This window comes from Stygiolobus sp. RP850M, from assembly GCF_037389295.1.
In the GTDB taxonomy this organism is placed as follows: Archaea; Thermoproteota; Thermoprotei_A; order Sulfolobales; family Sulfolobaceae; genus Stygiolobus.
Window position 1 is genome coordinate 21,198 of the sequence record NZ_JBBHKU010000058.1, and the last position, 18,287, is coordinate 39,484.

Below are 18,287 nucleotides of genomic sequence, written 5' to 3' on the forward strand. Positions count from 1 at the left end.
AAATGGTTCACAGCTGGGATCCAGGTGGAGCTACTGAAAGTAGAAGTAAGCTACACATTTATTTCCGTTTCTTAAGAATAGAACAGACCTTTTTCAGTTTACCTATGGCATATTTAGGTGCTTTTGTAGCAATAAAGAAAATTCCCCCATTTTCAATACTACTCCTGATCTTTCTGTCGTTATTTTTCCTCAGGACCGCTGGAATGACTAATGATAACTTAGCTGATCGTGATATAGATGCTAGAAATCCGAGAACTAGGACAAGGCCTCTAGTTACGGGGAAGATAACGGTCAAGGAAGCTAAAATATTAATTGTGTTCTCGCTCTTGGGGTTTTTCGTGTCTGCTTACTTTGTAAACATTTACGCCTTCCTGCTCTCCCCCCTTGTAGCCGTAGTGGTAATGACATACCCCTATATGAAGAGATATACGGCGTTCGCAAACTATCACTTAGCTACTATTCAAGGGTTAGCTATATTCAGCGGTGCAGTAGCTTCTCTAGGGCTATACGTTCACTCCATTGTCTCACTCTTAGATGGGGTACCGTGGTTTTTTGTTCTATCTGCAATATTCTGGGCTGTAGGATTTGATTTATATAATCATATACCCGATGCGGAATTCGACAGAAGTATGGGTCTTCACAGTTTTGCTGTACTTTTAGGAAACAAGGCTCTGCCTTTTGCTGGTTTTAACCAGATATTGTCAGTAGTTTTGGCGTTTATTGGGGATGTTTTTTACGGCCTAGGATATATAGCCTATGTAGCTACTGTTTTACATGGACTAATAATGGCATATGCCTACTATCTCGCTGCTAGAGGGAATTTCGGGAAAGCTTTCTATTATAACATATACTCTTCGGTGGTTCTGGGATTGGGTATAATATTTGATGTAATGCTAATTTAATATCAGAATCGGTCAGGTTCATCATTATTCAGACAGGGGTTTGTTCATCACTGAAAAATAGAATGAAGTTTTACTAAAATAAATAATGATCAGTCTCGGGTTCCCTTATCATTCAATCACTTGAGGGCGGGCGTCATCACGTGTATTTTTCCAATCCGCTACTGATACAATTCTTCCATCCGCTTTTTATTCCTTGCAGTATATAATTAACGTACTCGTGTGATGGCTCGAATTCTCCTTCTTCAGACGGAGACAAGTATGTATAAGCAAAGTAAACGTTGTTGTTTTCATCTTCAACTTTTACCACGTCTCGCATATACCTTATGAGGTGCTTTTCAGCTTTATCTAATGAGTTAAGCTCACTCTCTAACATGAGGTATATATAACCACATACTTTTCCTTTTTCTTCAGTCTTCAAATTTGCACAATAGCCCCATCTACAAGGTGTGTTAAATACTATCTTATAACCTCGGAGTATTGCTGGTATCTTTTTGAAAATCTTTGTGACACCTCTTTGTTTAAGTATCTCTTCGTTGGTGTTTTCAGCATATGCAAAATAATTTAATATTACTGGCATTCCTGCATATTTGGAATAGTCGCCATCCTCTATAACTTCTCTTCCTTCTATAGTTTGATTGTAAATATAAATGTTCACGTTGTCTAGACTGTATCTTCTTTTATAATCAAAGTATACCTTTATTTTCTCCCTTACATACAAGTCATCAGGACTTCCGTTAAAATCCTCAACTTGGTCGAGTATTCTGAGAGTTTCATCGGAGACCTCATAAACTTCTCCGTGGATTATTCCATCTCCTTTAACTACACCTGGGTAATTTCCAAGATCGTACATCTTAAAGCCTTCAGCAAACCCTAACCCCACAAACCTAGAGTTTCTTAAAAAATGATTTAGCTCAAAGCCGAATCTTAATGAACCATAGACGAACAAATACGGAATTCTACTCACCTCCAATGACATATTCCGCCCAAAGTTGTAGTTCAGTCTCGTCCAGTTTTCTCCTCCTACTTCCCTCAATTATCTCAGCTTTTACTATTTTTACTTTTCTAGTAACTTCATTCACTTCTCCCCTAATTTCGATGTATTTAGGCTCTGTATCCACGTTATCGAGACCACTCGCGTCTGAAATACTAGGAGGGACGAAGGTAATTATCATTATCTTCTTTTCTATACCTTTATCGTCAGTTTCTATCAGTTCCTCTATCTGGTAATTAGGGTAAGAACGTAATTTCAGAATTTTATTAAGTTCAAGCTCTAACACGAGTATATTTCTTAACCCTTAGTTTTAAGTTCTCCATTCCTACTACTATCACTTCATCCCCCTCTGATATTGGTTCATCCGATATTGCTAGCCACCTTTCACCCTCAATTAAAATATAGCCTTCTTTCCCTGGTGAGATATCGTCTAATGCTTTACCTATTTTACCAGTATATGTATACAAGTTCCTTCCTCTTGTCTTCCAAACTACGTAAAAAATTCTATAAGATATGAAACCTACAATTACTAGTGAGGGTATTGCGACGATTGGATCAGCGTATTGTCCCGTTAACACTAGGAGCAAGATCACAACGAGAATGAGAATTATGGGTATTGCAATATGGCTTACCATAATACTTAAATTAATAAGGGAAGTAATAAGTTTGTGAAACTTTTATCAATATTTTTGATAATTATTCTAATAGCACCTATAGCCTTAGCTTTAGAATTTCACTCTCAGTCTCAAATAGCTTACCCAGTCGGTATGTCATTTTTTCCTTTAACGTCGATATACTATACTGATGAAGTTGTAGGGGTTGTTAATATCACCTCGATGTATATAGGTAGTAGTTATTTCCCTAACGGACAATACTTCACAAACGGAAACGCGTCTTTGCAGCTCAACGCTATGGTAGATGGGTTGTATTGGGCACAAGACGTTGCTCTCTTTCATCAAGTTAATAATGGTACCTTTGACGTAATATTTGTCGTTAATGTATGGGACTTAAGCGGCCCCTTCACTACCAATATTAGTAGTGGGGTTGTATCTACTTATCAAGGACTAGGTGTTATCTGTTATCTAGGCCCTACTTTCAAGGTTAATACTCCCTTTTCCCTCACACTCTTTATGATGGTTAACTCAACTTATTTAGACTTCGGGTACGCTTTAGGGAATAACGTGTCGATATATTATCGTGTACCTATAGGGGGTATGTTTCAGATAGGGGGTTTGTCGATCAGGGGAGTTCCGAACGATCTGGAGCTAGTGTTTGGAGGTCCTGGTGAGGGGAGTGTAGTGCAGATGTACGTCCATGGCACGGAGGAACTATATTATAAGACAGATAATAAACTTGAAATAGTTCCTCAAGCGTTCTCCGTAGGTCTCGATACGGCAGAAAGTGTAATTGGTATAAACTCCTCATCAAATTTAACAGACATATGTGCTCCTTACACAGAACTAAGTTACGGTAAGGGTAATGTAAAAGTATTATGGCCCGTTAAACCGCAACTGGAAGTTGAAAGTAATGGATCCAAAATTTTCGTAAAACTAAGTTATAATGGGAAACCTCTGGAGTGGCAAAAAATAGAGTTAGAAAAGTTCTCGTTCCCTTCAATTCTCACGACAGTTGGGACAAATATTACGAACTCAAGCGGGGTTGTAGAGTTTAACTATAACTCAAGTACTTATGTAATATATTTTGCAGGTAACTTTAGTTTAGCATCGACTTATTATGTTTCAGTTCCTTATATCTCTTCGCTTTCTTCAGTCTTAAAATCCACTTATGACGAGTTGACTAACTTCATAACTCATTATAATTTTAAGAAGACAATATCTTCATTTTTCGGTAATAAATCTGATACAGTTAAATATTCCGCACAAGTATCAATAAATTACATATTGTTGCTCTATATTCTAGCTTTTAGTATAGGAGTTGTTATATCAGCTATCCTACTAAAATTTAAGCACTGAATACATAATTTAGAGTATGAGTGCGTCATTAATAGGAGATATTATAGGGGTCATCTTCCTGCTAGTAATTGCTATTATACTTTTAACATTATCTCTTCGTGTTATTGCCGAATGGCAAAAAGCAGTGGTATTAAGGCTCGGCAGAGTATTAGGAGTTAAGGGACCAGGAGTAATATTTCTAATACCATTTGTTGATAAGCCCATAGTAGTAGACTTAAGAATAGTTAACGTTGACGTACCTCCTCAGACAATAGTTACAAAAGATAACGTTACGGTTACAATAGACGCTGTAGTGTATTACAAGGTAATAGATCCCTTAAAAGCCGTAACTTCTGTAAGTAACTATCAAACCGCTGTCTTGAATATATCTCAGACCTCTTTAAGGGATATAATAGGACAGATGGAACTAGACGAGATTTTAAGTAAGAGGGAAGAAATAAACAAGAAGCTTCAAGCTATTCTCGATGAGGTAACAGAAGGATGGGGTATAAAAGTAACGAATGTGACTGTTAGGGACATAAGGTTATCTCAAGAACTATTATCGGCTATGGCTGAACAAGCTAAGGCTGAGAGGCTTAGAAGGGCTAAGATAATTTTGAGTGAAGGAGAGAGACAAGCGGCATCTATATTATCTGAAGCCTCAACATTTTATCAGAATAATTCCGTAGCTTTACAATTAAGGTTCTTAGAGATGCTTTCAGATATTTCCCAAAGAGGTAATATGGTAATTGTAGTTCCAGCAGGTCAAGAACTCTATTCAACTCTATCGGTGTTAAAGACAAAGCCAAATACTTAGTCAGGTGGACTAGAAGATTTCACGGTTCAAAGGTGGTCTTCTCATCATCCTTGTGATGATTTTTAATTTTTACAAATGAAAATTTAAGTATGGATGAAAAAGCGGAGGTCTTAAAAAGGTTAAAAGAAGCTGTAGATATTTTTACCAATAACGAAAGGTCTTATCTATTAATCCCCGAAATACGTACAAATTTTGGTTATGCTTTGAGAGGGGCTAAAACTACTGAAGATGTAGCTGCGATCCCTGGTAGGCTCACTGTAGCTTTTAATAGGGTTATATACTGTTTACCTCCAACATTTGGTGCTTCTGATCACATTGCTAGGGTTATAATAACGGCTATGAAATATGAGGAAGAAAAAAGGAGTGCAATAAACTTGAAGTATTACGAGGAAATAGTGAGGAATTTACCACAAGATGATACCTATATTTTTGATAGAAAACAAGAGCCCGAAGAAAGTAGAAAAATGGAGCATCACACTATGAACTTCATGGTAGAAATGGCTTATAAGAAGTTCGGAAAAATCCCTCAGTATATCGTTGACTTAGGGGACTTAGGAAAGGAGCCCACAATATATGTTGTTGATAAAGACCCAGTGATAGTGGCTGAGAAAAGTCTGAAGCTTTTGAACTTTCTCAGTCCTTAAAAAGATCGTTCACGTTTTGTTTACATTTCTCCAAGATCTCGATAACTTGTTTCATTTTTTTCTCGTCTAGTTTTTTTCTGTGTTTGTATAGGATAAAACCTATTTCAAATAGTGAGTCCAAGATTTTCCTCTTCATAGGATTATCGTCTGCTAGTAATCCTTTTTCAGCTTTCATCTCCTCGAACTTTTTCCTTCCTTCTTCTGTTAAGATATATATCTTTTTTCCTTCTCTCTCTTCTACTTTAACTAAATTTTGTTTGATCAAAGTTCTCAGGACTGGATAAATAGAGCCAGGGCTTGGCTTATATATACCGTTTGTCTTCCCTTCTATGCTTTTTATAATTTCATAAACATACATGGGTTTTTCAGTGAGGGATGAAAGAACCATAAATCGTAATGCCCCTCTTTTCATACGCTCTATCGTTACTCTTTTCATACGCTATTACTTATTCCCTGATAAATTAAAAATAATTTTAGGCATACCCTAATTCTTAGTTTTCGTAAAAAAACTTTATATCAAATTATTATGATTTATAAAATATGCAAAAAAGAGTCGTAATTGTAGGAGCCGGAAATGCTGGTTCTATAGTTGCAAACGAGTTGGCAAAAAAACTAGGGGATAAAGTTGAAATTACGGTAATAGAACCTTCAGATTATAGTCTTTATCAGCCAGGTATTGTGGACTTTATAGTCGGTCACGAAAGGATTGAAAGCATAAAGAGAGAGGTTAGTAGTCTTCTAGATAAGAGAGTTAAAATAGTTAAAGACAAAGCTGCAAAAGTCTCCCCTGAAACTGGAAAGGTCGTTACTGAGAAGGGTAAGGAAATAGAGTTCGATTATTTAGTTCTTTCCCCTGGGGTTAAAAATAAGAAAGGTGCATTACCTAGTTGGCACAGCGAAGAGGATGCCTTAAAATTAAGGCAAATGATAGACTCCTTCTCGGGTAAAAAGATTGTTATCGGATACTACGGTATTATCAAATGTCCAGCCGCACCCTTTGAGTTGGCATTCTTACTCAAACAGAAGTTCCCCGAAGCAAAAATTACTTTTATTAATCCAATAGCACAACCTCCAGAACTGCAAAAACCAATGGCTTCGAAGTTAGCCGAGAGGAGTAAAGAACTGGGAATAGAGATTATAAGAGGAGCAAAGATATCGACAGTGAATGTTTCAGATAAAGTAATTCAAACTGATGACGGACAAAAGATAAGCTACGATTTAGCCTTAATTGATACTCCTATATACGTAGCGGAAGAATTTAGTAACTTAGTAGACTCTACGGGCTTTATCCCCGTAGATAAGGAGACTCTTAAGGTGAATGGCTTTGATAATATTTATGCTGTAGGAGATGTGACGAACATTATGTTACCTCCTAAGACGGGAGCAATAGCCCATTATGGTGCAATCCACGTCGCTCAAAGCCTATATAATGATATTATGGGTTTTGGTAAGATTAAGTTTGACGGTAGTGCGTTGTGTGCAGTGTATGGAGGTTACGGTAATGGTTACTTTGTCTATATGAACTATAATAAAAGCAGGGCTCTAGGTCCTTCTAGTATATTCCACTCAGCTAAGAGATCCTTTACAAGCTTGTACTGGTTATCGTTAAAGGGAACAATTGATCCTTTTCTTGAAATAGCAAGAAAATACTTCAGTGGTGGTCCTGAACTCATCAAGACTCGTTAGTGCCCGGTGTCATCACGCTAATAGTTTATAACATAAGAGGTAATAAATTAAGCTAAAATCAGACAAGGAGCGTTCTTCACTTCTCAGGTTCTTCCCACTTCATCATCAGTCTTTGCGGGTTTAGCTCATCGATCGCAAGGGGTGGAACATCCTCATCTGTGAAGTAATCATTTCATTTTTTACTTTTCAAGATCATTAAGTAAGTAATGATTTTAGATGAGATAATAAATGAGTTACGGTTCGCATTAAAAGGCAAAAAAATAACAAATTCGTGTATAGGTGTTGCCTTTACAGCAAGCCTACTTAGTGACGGAAGTCTTGGGATTTCTCACACAATACTAGACGGAGAAAATAGTATGAGTGGAGAAATAATGGGTAAAGAAGCTGAAGAAGTAGTAGAAAAACTGACTTCAAACCCGCTAGAGAGGTCGGTAGCATTATCAGTGTTAAACGCGATAAGCGTTTTACCGACCTTTGAAAGGGGCGATCCATTGGATGTTATGGAAGGAAATAAACTTTGCCTATTTGGCTACTCCCCTATGGTAGAAACCAATAAATTCTCCTCGATCATTATTTATGATTTTAGAAACCCCGAGACTCAGAACCTCGGCAAAGTAATAGTAAAACCGTATTCCTCACTGACTTCCGAGACATGTAATACTGCTGTTATATTTGCTTCTGCATTGGTAGCAGGTTATACGGAGAGTATACTTAAGAGGATATCAGCTGACCACCTGATTTTGAGCGGGATATCTTCAGTTTACGCGCCGTCTACCCTTAGAAACTACGGATTTGAGTACGTGAGCAAAGTAGAGACTGTTGATAAATTCAGAGCTTTTAGGACTGTGTGTGAAGGGGGTTCAGGAAGGCAATTAGCTAAATATATATATAAAATCTATACAAAGCTCTGAAAATTAGATTGTACTCTTTATTTCGTCAATACTTTTATAACACTTGTCCTTAAACTTAAACTCTAAATCCAGGCATCCGTTATCTTTAACGATTTCCACCCTTATGTCATCAGGCACTTTTTCTTTACTCTTTATTAGCTCGTTTGTCTTGAGATAGGCTATAGCTACTCTTGATAAAGTCCTTATATTAGTACCTAAAGTGTAGCTTATATTCATAGCTTTCTTAGCATTTTCTAAGTACTTTTGGTCATCAGTTACAGCCCATAGTCTTGCAAAAAATATTGCAGCTTCAGAGTTAGCAATAGGTTCGTAAACCGGTAGTTTCACAAGGTCATTTTCTGCTTTACAATCTCTGAAACCCAAATTATCAGCTAAGTTATTCAATATCCATTCAGCTACTTTAATAGCTAGGCTAAGGTAACTATCGTTAAAGGAGTTTTGATACAACGTTAGTAATGCATTGCCTACCATAGCCTGGTCTATTAAAAGACCGGAGACCTCTTTTCTACTACTCCTTACAACGCTTCCGTCTTCCTTAATTCTTTCCATTAGCTTTTTAGAATACTCATCAGTCTCAATTCCCAAGATCACATTTAACGCTAGATTAGAGGTGTATTTTTCATCCAAATTCGGCTTCTTTCCAGATAATAAAAAATCTGCAACTGGGTCTGCAGGTGTGACTAGTTTTAAGATTTTCTCGTATTCTTTATGTAGTCTAGAATAAAACTTAAGAAACTCAACTCCTCTGAAGTCTATTGGATTACCATCAATAGCGTAATTGAGGATATCATAAAATTCTACCGGGTTAACATCCTCTACTCTTTGCGGTACTGTGGGTAATATTCCCACAATCTTGTCCCTATTTGAATAAATATCTCTTAGTCTATCCTCTACATAATCTACGTTTTCTGATTCTATTATTCCTAATAGTCTACCGTCAGGGCTTATTATTCCTATAGATGGTATTATGCCTCTACTATACCTTACCGTGTATTGTAAGTACTCTATGGAGTTTAATCTTATCAAATAAAACTTCTGTGCTATCTGTAATTTACTTATCTTTTCAAACAATTCGTCACATACATTACATTTGTCAGAAGTAAAGAATATAGCTAATAATTTTCCATAGAATTTTGCGTCAGCCAGTGTCTTTTCGGATATCATACATACCGTAATGCTTATTTCAGTTTAATAACTTACTCTCTCTAATGAGTAGACCACAAACTAAATGGAGCTGCGGGCTATGCGGGAATCCAATATATTGGGACGAATTATTCACCTTTTTATCAAATAAAGCAGTAGTACACTTCACGTGCCTAAAAGAGAAAGCGCTCAAAACAGCAAGAGTTAGCCAAGACACGATAAACATAGTTCTTGATTCGCTTCAAGATGAGTTAAACAAAATAGTAGTATATAAACAGAGGATGTCAAAAGCTGGTGACAATGAAGAAGTTAAAAAGGCATTAGAACAAACTGAGAAAGATGCTGAGAAGAACTCTGCAATTCTCACCAGGCTCGTAGAGAAACTAAGCTCTATAACAAGTTAAATTTTTATTCTATGTTTCTTTTAAAAGTTCCTATAAGGTAATATTGACAGAAAAACGATATATTTAGATAATGAGTAAGTTTGTATATAAATGAAAGTCACGTTAGTTTCTTATACAGTTGATGGAGAGAGAACTATTGCAATTGCAGCTAAAATGAGTAGGTCAAGAAAAGGGTGGGAGTATCATGCACAAACGATGAGTGATGAAGAAATAGAGGAATGGATAAGGGACGCAATAGTTCACGGATATTGGTCTGTGCTTGAACACAGTGTATACACTTTCTCGCTTGAAGGCATTTCAAGAGTAGCATCTCATCAACTTGTAAGGCACCGTATCGCTTCGTATACTCAAATGAGTCATCGCTTTGCAAAACCAGTCGACGAATATTATCAGCCTGTTATACCGCCTTCTACTAAGAATCGGGCTAGGCAAACTATAGAGGAAGCGTATAGAGAAGCATATAACTACTATTATGAACTCATAGAAGCTGGTGTGCCTGAAGAAGACGCCCGTTACGTTTTACCGAACGGTGTCAACACGAACGTTGTTGTGACCATGAACGCACGAGAACTTTACAACTTCTTTGCCCTACGTTTGTGTTCAAGGGCACAGTGGGAGATACGTCAGGTAGCATGGAAGATGCTCGAAGAAGTGAAGAAAGTACACCCAAGACTATTCCGTTATGCTGGGCCGAATTGTATAATTCATGAGAACTTTATACGTGACATGCCGATAACTCTTGACGAACTTAACGAGAGAACGGAGTTTATATCGAGGCGTTGTATAGAAGGAGTCCCGAAAGAAGGGATTTATAAATGTATACAAAATTCAAAACTATCACATTAATTAGTCTTATCTTCAAGTAGTAATGAACAGAAATAGAGAGCTTTAGTTTAAATCTCTTTTTTAGTTTATGTTATCTTTTCCTAACAATTGATAGAAAGGTATTTTAGGTGATAAAATTAGAATATTCCTGATGGCTTTTACGCAGGCAATTTTAGCCTTTGGTCTCCCTCTCGTGTTATTCTTAGCTGCAGGTTATGGCGGATATAAGGTTCTATCTCTAGCTGTAGAGGGGAAATTTAACCCTTTAAAGGTCAGTAGATTTGAAGCCGGCAACATTCCATTCGGAGAAGGTAGGCTTTGGTTTCCCCTTCAATATTATGGGTACTTACTAGTATACACCTCAATTGAACCGATCATTGTCCTTTTGTTCTCGATATCTGAGGCATCCTACTTTACCTCGTTTATGCTGTTTAGGAATCTCCTAATAATAGTATTTACAACTATAGCTGTCCTTTATCCGGTTCTGTACTATGCAGTAAAGCAAGTTAATATAATACAGTATTGGTTAATTAGGAGGTGATATAATGTCGTCTTCACAGCAAGTTCCTCAGTCTCTTCTCTCAAAAGTTATTCAAGACCTAATTGGAAAGTTTAAGGTTACTGGAAAAGCCGAATCAGATACGAGAGGGTATGTAGAGGTAGACAAATCTAAAATCATTCAAGTAGCCGGTTATCTAAAAGAAATAGGATTTGATCACGTTAAGAGTGTAACAGGCATTGATTATCCCGAGCAGAACCAATTTGAGGTAGTTTATCACGTATCTTCTTATTCTGTTCCTGAGCTCACTAAAGTTATATTAGCCGTTAAGTCTAAAACTAGCTACAAAGATCCTAAATTTCCTTCCCTTTATTCCATCTGGGAAAGTGTGTGGACTGGTGAGAGGGAAACTTACGAAATGCTAGGGATTATATTTGAAGGCCATCCTGAGTTGAAAAGGTTATTTTTAGATGAAGACTTTGAAGGAGTATATCCACTGAGGAAGAGCTTTAAATTAAAACAGGAGGGGTTGTTTATTGACAAGTCAGCCTGAACCTTCAGGTCTACAAGTTGATATTATTCCAGTACAAGGAGAGCTTAACGTAGGTCCTCAGCACCCTGGTTCAGGGCACATGAGAATCTATGTAAAACTTAGCGGTGATATTATTGAGGACATAGATTTAGACGTAGGATATGTGCATAGAGCGGTCGAAAAAATAAGCGAAATAAGAAACTATATGCACTTGATTCCTTTGGTCGAAAGGCCTGCTATACTGGATGCAATCCACATGAACTTGGGGTACATACTTGCCTTAGAGAAAATATTAGGGGTAGATGTCCCTGAAAGGGCACAGTACCTAAGGTCTCTTGCTGCAGAGATAAACAGAATAGCCAGTCACCTCTACGGTACGGGTATTCTTGGGATTTTCTTAGGTCACTCAACGGCATTCATGTGGGGGTTTGGAGATAGAGAAGTGTGGGTAGAGATACTTCAAGCTTTAACCGGGGCAAGAGTTACCAATTCCTATGTTATCCCAGGCGGGGTCAGGAGAGATTTGACTCAAGCAATAAAGGAGATGATCGAAAAAGCCCTAGCTTATCAAAGAAGGAAGATTAAGGATTGGTATAAGATATTCGTTAATAATCCTAATATAAGGAGTAGATTAGAAAACGTCGGAGTAATGACTAATGAGAATGCGATAAAATGGGGAGCTGTAGGTCCTAACCTTAGGGCTTCTGGTGTATATTATGACGTGCGGAAGATAGAGCCTTATGCAGCATATAGTAAGTTAGACTTTGAGATACCCGTTTATAAAGAAGGTGATGCTTATGCTAGGCTATTGGTCAGGTTCGAAGAAGTTGAGCAGAGTATGAGGATGATTGAACAAATTATAAAGGAAATTCCGGAGGGTAACATTCTAAGTGATAGATTCTTTAAACAAATTCCCCCAACTAGGTTAAAGAAATGGTGGGAAGGTCAGAAAAAAATAGTATTCCCTGGATATTATGCATCATTTAGACCTCCTAAGGGGGAAGCTGTAAGTAGGGTAGAGGCAGCTAGGGGTGAACTATTATATTATATAGTAAGTGACGGCTCACCTAAACCTTACAGGCTAAGGATAATAACACCTTCGTATCGTATGATTTACGTGTTTAAGCAGTTAGCTAAAGGCGCTAGATATGCAGATTTAGTTGCAATTTACGGTAGTTTGGATTACTTCCCACCGGAGGCGGATAGGTAATGTTGTCCCTTTCCCATATAATTAGTTTGATAAAGTTCTATCTCTTTTACCCTTCATTTTTTGCAGTAATAATATTCCCGGGGCTAATATTTACTACAGTAATACTATTGGTAACCATATGGTTTGAGAGAAAAGCAGCTGCGAGAGTGCAGATGAGGATAGGTCCATTATACGTCTCCAAGAGGACAGGAGGATTATTACAACTAGTAGCAGACGCAATTAGAATAGTGTTCTCAGAAATAATAATACCCAACGGAGTAAATCCCACTCTGTACGTATTAGCCCCTATATTACCATTAGCATTCAGTTTTATACCAATGGTGTTAATTCCGTTTTCATCGATTCCACAAAGCGGTTCAGTTTTATCGCCCTATTATTATGATTTTTACGACCCCGAAATAGGACAAGGGGTTTTAGTAGGTTACTTTGTCGAGTATAATATGGTTCTAGTGCTTGGCATATTGGCTATAATTCCAATATTTATACTTCTACAAGCTTGGGCTACGAATAACAGATTTGCTATTTTAGGTGCTGTTAGGGAATCGTTATTGTCTGTATCTTACGACGTTCTAATACTCATGGCAGTTGTAGCGATAGCCCTAGAGTACCACACTTTAGATATAGCAAGAGTGGTAGCTACTGGAATTCCAGGTATCATAGCTGATCCATTAGCGGCTTTAGTGTTCTTTGTAGGGATGATAATGGGCACTGGTAGGTTTCCATTTGACATTGTAGAGGCTGATACTGAGTTAGTGCTAGGGCCTGCAACAGAGTATAGCGGTTTCTTGTTTGTTCTAGCTATGGGTGGAGGTTACATAGCCACATTTGCTTATTCTTTCATATTTGCTGATCTGTTTTTGAGTGGTTGGACACCTCTTTCAGGGCTACCTGGAGCATTAATCACGTCAATAAAGGCAATATTAGTTTTATGGTTTTCAGTTTTTTTAAGGGGTGTTTATGGTAGATACAGGTTAGACCAAGCCCTACGTGGGTCTTGGAAGTATTTATTACCCGTAGCTTTTGCCTCAATTATTTTAGGTTTGGTGGTGGGATGGATATGGATAAGGTAAAGGAACAAAACCCGAAAATTAAAGAATATAAAAAGGAGAATCCCTTTAGGCTCTTCACAGATCATCTTCAAGCAGTAGGTGCAGGGCTTAAATATATGATATCTCCGCAGAGGATAACAATAAAGTACCCAGAAGAGTCATTGAGTCTGCCTACTGGTTATAGAGGAATGATAAGGCTTTACAAGGACATATGTATAGGTTGTACTTTATGTGCATTAATTTGTCCAGCAGACGCTATGAAAATGGTCACCGAAGAGGGTAAAAAGTTACCAAGTATCAACTATGGGAGGTGTGTGTTTTGTGGTTTCTGCGTAGATGTATGTCCAGTAGATGCTCTTAAGGAGACTAGAGTTCACGATGCTACATTTACAAATAGAAGAGATCTAGTGTTTAGACCAGATAGGTTTAGTCAAGATTTCGATGAGCCAGCCCCAGTAGAAGGCGTCGTAAAGAAAGTGAAAGCAATAATAGATGAAAAGAAGGGGATAAGATATGTTCCAGACGAATGATCTTCAATTAGTATTATTTCTTCTATTTTCAATATTAAGCATAGCTTCAGCAATATTTATAACTAGACAAAGAAACGTATTCTATGCTTCTATAGGGCTTGCCTTTCTAGGAATAGCTATAGCTATACTTATAGCACTGCTCAGCCCGTCGGCCTATGCTTTTTACTCAGCATTTCACTTGCTCCTATACGTAGGTTCTGCAGTAGTATTTCTTTCCATATCACTTGTAGTATTCAGAGGGTTAGAAGTAAAGGAAGTACAGATACCTTGGGCTGGCGTAGCCGCTGTTACAGTGGGGGCTTTAGTTTACATAGGGCTATTTGTGACGTTCTCGTCTATATCTTCAGCCTCAGCGGAGTCCACTGTGTTCAGTTTAGTAAAATTTGCAAATATTTTTTTGCAACAGTATTGGTTCCCAACAGTCATTCTAATTGTAGCCTTATTAACTACTATGATTGAAGCCCTATCCCTTGCTAGAGGTGAGAAGACATGATACTAGGTGATTTGGGTTTAACTGTAGCCTCAATATTACTTGCTATAGGAGCTTACGGTTTAGTTAATAGCAAGAATATAATCAGGATCTTACTGTCCTCGGAGATTATTGTTAACGCGTCAATCCTTATGGTTTTTTCAGCTTCATCCCTCCTGAATAAAGTTTATTTACCGATATTTTTCTCTATTTTTGCAATTGGCATGGCTCTTATCGAGGTCGTTGTAGCTTTCGCAGCTATATTTCTATATTATAGGTCTAAAGGTAGTTTAGAGGTGGAATGAAGAATGTTGAGCTTAATTGTTTTCATCATATCTTTTACTCTCGCTTTAATTACCTTTTTTGTTAGAGGTAAGCAAAGCGGGGTTATCGCAGTATTATCTATCCTAGTTAACGTCTATTTTGTATTTAGATACGGTCTTTATTATACGTTTTATGTAGCCAGCAATATAGGGAGCTTTGGGTTTACTGTAAACGATTTCAACTATGCCTTTGTGATTACAATCTTGTTAGTGACCCTCGTAACAACTTATTACTCCTTGCGATATATGGAGAAAAAGTTCCACGAGTTAGGTAAGGAGTCATGGAGCCTGTATTACGGTCTATACACGTTATTTGCAATTTCTATGCTTTACGTAGTCATCTCCACTAATTTATTGGAGCTTTATGTATTCCTAGAGGTAGCTCTAGTCACCTCTTTCCTACTTATCCTTCTTTATGGCTATGGTGACAGAAGGAGAATTAGTTTAATGTATTTCATATGGACTCATGTAGGGACAATCTTGACTTTGACCTCTATAGTTATTCTGGGCTTGACCACTGGTAAAATGGACATTTATTCATCTTACGGAGTTCCTTATGATTACTCAACTATCTCTTACGCCGAGTTAATTTTCTTTATAGGTATAATTGGAATGCTAATAAAGGGTGCAATTGCCGGTTTCAACATTTGGTTACCTTATGCGCACGGTGAGGCTCCTACTCCCATATCGATACTGCTAAGCCCTAATATGGTAGGTTTAGGTATTTACGTTGTAATATTATATTACTACCTATTTCCTTCGTTTTACTACCTAGCTCCCATCTTCATTGGATGGGCTATTATAACGATGATTTACGGAGGTCTTAATGCTTTAGCTCAAAGGGACTTTAAGAGGTTCTTAGCTTACTCTAGTGTTTCACAGATGGGTTATATGCTATTGGGTGCTTCAGTCTCCTTCTTTTTAGGGATTAACTCAACTTTACAAGTCCTCCCGCTAGGAATATTAGCGTCAGTGTTAATTTACGTATCTCATGGTTTCGGTAAGGCTTTACTTTTCATGAGCGCAGGTGCATCAATAACAGAACTAGAAGAAAGAGATATAGAAAAACTGGGAGGATTATATCTCGTATCACCTCTCCATTCAACTTTAGCTTTTATAGGTCTTTTGAATATTCTAGGTCTACCTCCTTCTATTGGACTGATAAGCGAAGTTTTGCTATTACTTGCTGTAGGTCAGTTATCAGGGATCATAGGCTTAGGTTGGCTAATATTACTTGTCGCATTGCTGATGATAGCAATAGGAGTGTCTTCAGCCTACGGTACTTATTTATTCAAAAAAGTATATGGGGGCGTTAAGGAGGTTAAGAAAGACTTAGATAAAGCATACGAATACACGGTTCCGATGACGTTAATAGCTGTAGTCAGTATATTGTTCTTTTTCTTCCCTCAGTTATTAGTTCACTCTTTCATGAACTTCGTACAAACGCTACAAGGTTCCGATATTTCTCTATTCCTGATTACAATTCTACCTGCTTTAGGCTCCCTTATAGCTCTTTTACTACCTAGGGGTGTTAATCAGGATGTAAGAGGTGTTGTGGTAACTCTTCTCATAGGTATTTCCCTAGTTTTGTCAGTCGAGAATCTGATGTCCTCCCTTGGTAATCCGTTGTTCAGTCAGACACAAGCGTTCACTCTATTCGGTTACTTAGTCTATAGTTCCTCCTTAATTCAGAGTATTATAGGAGTCTTTGTATCGGGTTTAGCTTTCTTCATATCTTTGTACAGTATAGGGTACATGAAGGAAGATAACGTGCTAAGAAGATATTGGGGGTTCTTCGGGTTCTTCGTATCTTCTATGCTGACCGTTGTATTCGCAGATAACGTGTTACTATTTTTAGCAGGTTGGGAAGGAACAAGTTTAGCATCCTACGGACTAATAAGTTACTGGCTCGACGATAATGATAGGAACGTAGTGGGTGACTTCGGAAGGAAAGTACTCGGAATAGAATACTTGTCGAGACCAACCACAAGTGGTATAAGGGCTATGATATTTACGAGATTAGCAGACGTAGGTTTAATTGTTGGGCTTGGGTACTTACTATTACTCACAAGCGGTACTCAATACTCAGGAGTTACCTTATTATATCAAGGGCTGTTTACAGCTATACATACGGTCTATTTCTTACCATACGGGTGGGTTATACTATTCTTGATACTACTAGGCGGACTGGGGAAGAGTGCTCAGTTCCCGTTAACACAGTGGCTTTTAACAGCAATGACAGGTCCTACGCCCGTCAGTGCTTTAATACACGCTGCCACTATGGTAAACTTAGGAGCTATCCTTACGTTCTTGATGTATCCTTATCTTCTATACCCTGATCCGCAAACCACTATACTGATGAGCGTTATGGTAGGAATAACCATGTTTACTGCAATTTATACCAGTACTGGTGCTTTGGCAGCAAACGAACAAAAAATAATTCTTGCCTATTCAACAGCAGACCAAATATCACTTATGATACTTTCTTCATCGGTTGGTGCATTACTTGCCTCAGCAACTGGCAATTTAGTATTCCTAAGCTCGGGAATTATGGTTGGTTTAATACAAATGATAGCCCACGGCTTATACAAGGCATCGCTATTCATGAATGCTGGAAGTGTGATTCATTACACTGAAAACAGATACGTAGGGGTCTTCAGAACACTTTACAAGAAAATACCTTCGGTCTTCATACTTCAGTTGATAGCCGCTCTAAACCTCGCTAGCGTTCCGCCTTTGATAGGTTTCTGGGCTCATAACCTTATAGGAAACTTGGTATCAGACGCCGGTTTACTAACTCTTTATGCGATCGTGGAATTACTAGGCGGAGTTTACATAATTAGATATATAGTGAAAACATTCATTTGGAAAAATGGCGAGGAAGTCCACGAAGAAGGTCATATTCACCCTCTAATGGTTGTTGCCCCGGGTTTCACAGTTATAGCTTCAATTATTTTGGGCTTATTGTTTATCGTATCTATCCAACCTTACTTAGTATCACTGGGTCTTTCCGCTAGTTACACCTCTTTGGACTTGATATCATTAATAGGGGCTTTAGTCGGTTTGTTGTTATCCTTAGGTCTGTATCTTAACGGAATAGATATGGGTAAGACTCCTCTTCAACCTTTGACAAACTTCCTTTACTATGGCTGGTATGTAAATCCGATCCTCGATTTATTGGGGATTGCTAGCTTCAAGTTCGCCCAAGGTCTTTACAATGACTTTGAACACGGTGTAATTGATATGGGTCTAAACGTCAAATTACCTCAAGGGATAATAAATGTGGGAACGAGTTTGGTCAAGGTTACAGACACTGGAGTCTTGAGGGATTATATTTTACTTTACTTAGGTGGGTTTGTAGTCCTAATCTTTATCTTAATAATCATAATGGGGGTGTAAA

The 18,287-nt window shown here is 37.8% G+C and carries 21 protein-coding genes; 16 read left to right on the forward strand and 5 right to left on the reverse strand.

Annotated features, from left to right (window positions below; all coding sequences use genetic code 11):
* Nucleotides 1-2: 2 nt before the first annotated feature.
* Nucleotides 3-902 (forward strand): 4-hydroxybenzoate octaprenyltransferase, encoded by a 900-nt coding sequence (locus WIW52_RS07470; protein ID WP_337709614.1) that lies wholly within the window; start codon nucleotides 3-5, stop codon nucleotides 900-902.
* A gap of 136 nt (nucleotides 903-1,038) precedes the next feature.
* Here WIW52_RS07470 and WIW52_RS07475 read toward each other — a convergent pair whose 3' ends face one another.
* Genes WIW52_RS07475 through WIW52_RS07485 form a run of 3 tightly spaced genes read right to left on the reverse strand, consistent with a single transcriptional unit; the run spans nucleotide 1,039 to nucleotide 2,528 of the window.
* Nucleotides 1,039-1,878, reverse strand: a complete 840-nt coding sequence (locus WIW52_RS07475; RefSeq protein WP_337709616.1) for a gamma-glutamylcyclotransferase — start codon at nucleotides 1,876-1,878, stop codon at nucleotides 1,039-1,041.
* Nucleotides 1,859-2,179, reverse strand: a complete 321-nt coding sequence (locus WIW52_RS07480) for a hypothetical protein (protein ID WP_337703462.1) — start codon at nucleotides 2,177-2,179, stop codon at nucleotides 1,859-1,861. The genes WIW52_RS07475 and WIW52_RS07480 overlap by 20 nt, the downstream gene beginning before the upstream one ends.
* Nucleotides 2,166-2,528 (reverse strand): NfeD family protein, encoded by a 363-nt coding sequence (locus WIW52_RS07485; protein ID WP_337709618.1) that lies wholly within the window; start codon nucleotides 2,526-2,528, stop codon nucleotides 2,166-2,168. The genes WIW52_RS07480 and WIW52_RS07485 overlap by 14 nt, the downstream gene beginning before the upstream one ends.
* A gap of 54 nt (nucleotides 2,529-2,582) precedes the next feature.
* Here WIW52_RS07485 and WIW52_RS07490 point away from each other — a divergent pair, with 54 nt between their 5' ends.
* The 3 genes from WIW52_RS07490 (at nucleotide 2,583) to WIW52_RS07500 (ending at nucleotide 5,306) form a co-directional block, all read left to right on the forward strand.
* Nucleotides 2,583-3,866, forward strand: a complete 1,284-nt coding sequence (locus WIW52_RS07490; protein ID WP_337709619.1) for a thermopsin family protease — start codon at nucleotides 2,583-2,585, stop codon at nucleotides 3,864-3,866.
* A gap of 16 nt (nucleotides 3,867-3,882) precedes the next feature.
* Nucleotides 3,883-4,662: a slipin family protein gene (locus tag WIW52_RS07495; protein ID WP_337709621.1), complete on the forward strand. Its 780-nt coding sequence runs from the start codon at nucleotides 3,883-3,885 to the stop codon at nucleotides 4,660-4,662.
* An 89-nt stretch (nucleotides 4,663-4,751) separates the two neighbouring features.
* Nucleotides 4,752-5,306: a thiamine-phosphate synthase family protein gene (locus WIW52_RS07500; protein ID WP_337709622.1), complete on the forward strand. Its 555-nt coding sequence runs from the start codon at nucleotides 4,752-4,754 to the stop codon at nucleotides 5,304-5,306.
* On the opposite strand, the gene WIW52_RS07505 is transcribed toward WIW52_RS07500, so the two are convergent.
* Entirely contained in the window at nucleotides 5,296-5,742 is a 447-nt protein-coding gene (locus WIW52_RS07505) for a PadR family transcriptional regulator (RefSeq protein WP_337709624.1), read from the reverse strand. The genes WIW52_RS07500 and WIW52_RS07505 overlap by 11 nt on opposite strands.
* Before the next feature lie 104 nt (nucleotides 5,743-5,846).
* On the opposite strand from WIW52_RS07505, the gene WIW52_RS07510 reads away from it, so the two are divergent.
* Nucleotides 5,847-6,992, forward strand: a complete 1,146-nt coding sequence (locus WIW52_RS07510) for an NAD(P)/FAD-dependent oxidoreductase (RefSeq protein ID WP_337709627.1) — start codon at nucleotides 5,847-5,849, stop codon at nucleotides 6,990-6,992.
* A 206-nt stretch (nucleotides 6,993-7,198) separates the two neighbouring features.
* Nucleotides 7,199-7,903, forward strand: coding sequence for a Rossmann-like domain-containing protein (locus WIW52_RS07515; RefSeq protein WP_337703448.1), 705 nt, complete (start codon nucleotides 7,199-7,201; stop codon nucleotides 7,901-7,903).
* 3 nt (nucleotides 7,904-7,906) lie between these two features.
* Here WIW52_RS07515 and WIW52_RS07520 read toward each other — a convergent pair whose 3' ends face one another.
* Entirely contained in the window at nucleotides 7,907-9,067 is a 1,161-nt protein-coding gene (locus WIW52_RS07520) for a hypothetical protein (protein WP_337709628.1), read from the reverse strand.
* Between the two features lie 44 nt (nucleotides 9,068-9,111).
* Here WIW52_RS07520 and WIW52_RS07525 point away from each other — a divergent pair, with 44 nt between their 5' ends.
* From WIW52_RS07525 to WIW52_RS07570, 10 genes are all read left to right on the forward strand, one after another.
* Nucleotides 9,112-9,450 carry a DUF2175 domain-containing protein gene (locus WIW52_RS07525; RefSeq protein ID WP_337709630.1) on the forward strand — a complete coding sequence of 113 codons (339 nt, stop codon included), beginning with the start codon at nucleotides 9,112-9,114 and terminating at the stop codon, nucleotides 9,448-9,450.
* 90 nt (nucleotides 9,451-9,540) lie between these two features.
* The gene (thyX, locus tag WIW52_RS07530; RefSeq protein WP_337709633.1) at nucleotides 9,541-10,296 is read left to right on the forward strand and encodes an FAD-dependent thymidylate synthase; all 756 of its coding nucleotides are present in this window, start codon (nucleotides 9,541-9,543) and stop codon (nucleotides 10,294-10,296) included.
* A 130-nt stretch (nucleotides 10,297-10,426) separates the two neighbouring features.
* The gene (gene ndhC, locus WIW52_RS07535) at nucleotides 10,427-10,816 is read left to right on the forward strand and encodes an NADH-quinone oxidoreductase subunit A (protein WP_337709635.1); all 390 of its coding nucleotides are present in this window, start codon (nucleotides 10,427-10,429) and stop codon (nucleotides 10,814-10,816) included.
* A gap of 4 nt (nucleotides 10,817-10,820) precedes the next feature.
* Complete coding sequence (locus tag WIW52_RS07540) at nucleotides 10,821-11,327, forward strand: NADH-quinone oxidoreductase subunit C (protein WP_337709637.1); 507 nt, start codon at nucleotides 10,821-10,823, stop codon at nucleotides 11,325-11,327.
* The gene (locus WIW52_RS07545; RefSeq protein ID WP_337709639.1) at nucleotides 11,311-12,516 is read left to right on the forward strand and encodes an NADH-quinone oxidoreductase subunit D; all 1,206 of its coding nucleotides are present in this window, start codon (nucleotides 11,311-11,313) and stop codon (nucleotides 12,514-12,516) included. The genes WIW52_RS07540 and WIW52_RS07545 overlap by 17 nt, the downstream gene beginning before the upstream one ends.
* Nucleotides 12,516-13,586 (forward strand): NADH-quinone oxidoreductase subunit NuoH, encoded by a 1,071-nt coding sequence (nuoH, locus tag WIW52_RS07550; protein ID WP_337709641.1) that lies wholly within the window; start codon nucleotides 12,516-12,518, stop codon nucleotides 13,584-13,586. Before WIW52_RS07545 ends, nuoH begins: the two co-directional genes overlap by 1 nt.
* Nucleotides 13,568-14,095: an NADH-quinone oxidoreductase subunit NuoI gene (nuoI, locus tag WIW52_RS07555; protein ID WP_443294889.1), complete on the forward strand. Its 528-nt coding sequence runs from the start codon at nucleotides 13,568-13,570 to the stop codon at nucleotides 14,093-14,095. The genes nuoH and nuoI overlap by 19 nt, the downstream gene beginning before the upstream one ends.
* Nucleotides 14,079-14,588 carry an NADH-quinone oxidoreductase subunit J family protein gene (locus WIW52_RS07560; RefSeq protein ID WP_337709643.1) on the forward strand — a complete coding sequence of 170 codons (510 nt, stop codon included), beginning with the start codon at nucleotides 14,079-14,081 and terminating at the stop codon, nucleotides 14,586-14,588. The genes nuoI and WIW52_RS07560 overlap by 17 nt, the downstream gene beginning before the upstream one ends.
* Nucleotides 14,585-14,869 (forward strand): NADH-quinone oxidoreductase subunit K, encoded by a 285-nt coding sequence (locus WIW52_RS07565; RefSeq protein ID WP_156007525.1) that lies wholly within the window; start codon nucleotides 14,585-14,587, stop codon nucleotides 14,867-14,869. The genes WIW52_RS07560 and WIW52_RS07565 overlap by 4 nt, the downstream gene beginning before the upstream one ends.
* A gap of 3 nt (nucleotides 14,870-14,872) precedes the next feature.
* Nucleotides 14,873-18,286, forward strand: a complete 3,414-nt coding sequence (locus tag WIW52_RS07570) for a proton-conducting transporter transmembrane domain-containing protein (protein WP_337709645.1) — start codon at nucleotides 14,873-14,875, stop codon at nucleotides 18,284-18,286.
* Nucleotide 18,287: the final 1 nt, after the last annotated feature.

Bases quoted from the DNA above. Each gene is read 5' to 3' on its own strand.
- WIW52_RS07540 (WP_337709637.1), top strand. From the start codon at position 10,821: ATGTCGTCTTCACAGCAAGTTCCTCAGTCTCTTCTCTCAAAAGTTATT.
- ndhC (WP_337709635.1), top strand. From the start codon at position 10,427: ATGGCTTTTACGCAGGCAATTTTAGCCTTTGGTCTCCCTCTCGTGTTA.
- WIW52_RS07475 (WP_337709616.1), bottom strand. From the start codon at position 1,878: ATGTCATTGGAGGTGAGTAGAATTCCGTATTTGTTCGTCTATGGTTCA.
- WIW52_RS07500 (WP_337709622.1), top strand. From the start codon at position 4,752: ATGGATGAAAAAGCGGAGGTCTTAAAAAGGTTAAAAGAAGCTGTAGAT.
- WIW52_RS07520 (WP_337709628.1), bottom strand. From the start codon at position 9,067: ATGATATCCGAAAAGACACTGGCTGACGCAAAATTCTATGGAAAATTA.
- WIW52_RS07560 (WP_337709643.1), top strand. From the start codon at position 14,079: ATGTTCCAGACGAATGATCTTCAATTAGTATTATTTCTTCTATTTTCA.
- WIW52_RS07495 (WP_337709621.1), top strand. From the start codon at position 3,883: ATGAGTGCGTCATTAATAGGAGATATTATAGGGGTCATCTTCCTGCTA.
- thyX (WP_337709633.1), top strand. From the start codon at position 9,541: ATGAAAGTCACGTTAGTTTCTTATACAGTTGATGGAGAGAGAACTATT.
- WIW52_RS07510 (WP_337709627.1), top strand. From the start codon at position 5,847: ATGCAAAAAAGAGTCGTAATTGTAGGAGCCGGAAATGCTGGTTCTATA.
- WIW52_RS07505 (WP_337709624.1), bottom strand. From the start codon at position 5,742: ATGAAAAGAGTAACGATAGAGCGTATGAAAAGAGGGGCATTACGATTT.
- WIW52_RS07515 (WP_337703448.1), top strand. From the start codon at position 7,199: ATGATTTTAGATGAGATAATAAATGAGTTACGGTTCGCATTAAAAGGC.
- WIW52_RS07565 (WP_156007525.1), top strand. From the start codon at position 14,585: ATGATACTAGGTGATTTGGGTTTAACTGTAGCCTCAATATTACTTGCT.
- WIW52_RS07570 (WP_337709645.1), top strand. From the start codon at position 14,873: ATGTTGAGCTTAATTGTTTTCATCATATCTTTTACTCTCGCTTTAATT.
- nuoH (WP_337709641.1), top strand. From the start codon at position 12,516: ATGTTGTCCCTTTCCCATATAATTAGTTTGATAAAGTTCTATCTCTTT.
- nuoI (WP_443294889.1), top strand. From the start codon at position 13,568: ATGGATATGGATAAGGTAAAGGAACAAAACCCGAAAATTAAAGAATAT.
- WIW52_RS07470 (WP_337709614.1), top strand. From the start codon at position 3: ATGGTTCACAGCTGGGATCCAGGTGGAGCTACTGAAAGTAGAAGTAAG.
- WIW52_RS07525 (WP_337709630.1), top strand. From the start codon at position 9,112: ATGAGTAGACCACAAACTAAATGGAGCTGCGGGCTATGCGGGAATCCA.
- WIW52_RS07485 (WP_337709618.1), bottom strand. From the start codon at position 2,528: ATGGTAAGCCATATTGCAATACCCATAATTCTCATTCTCGTTGTGATC.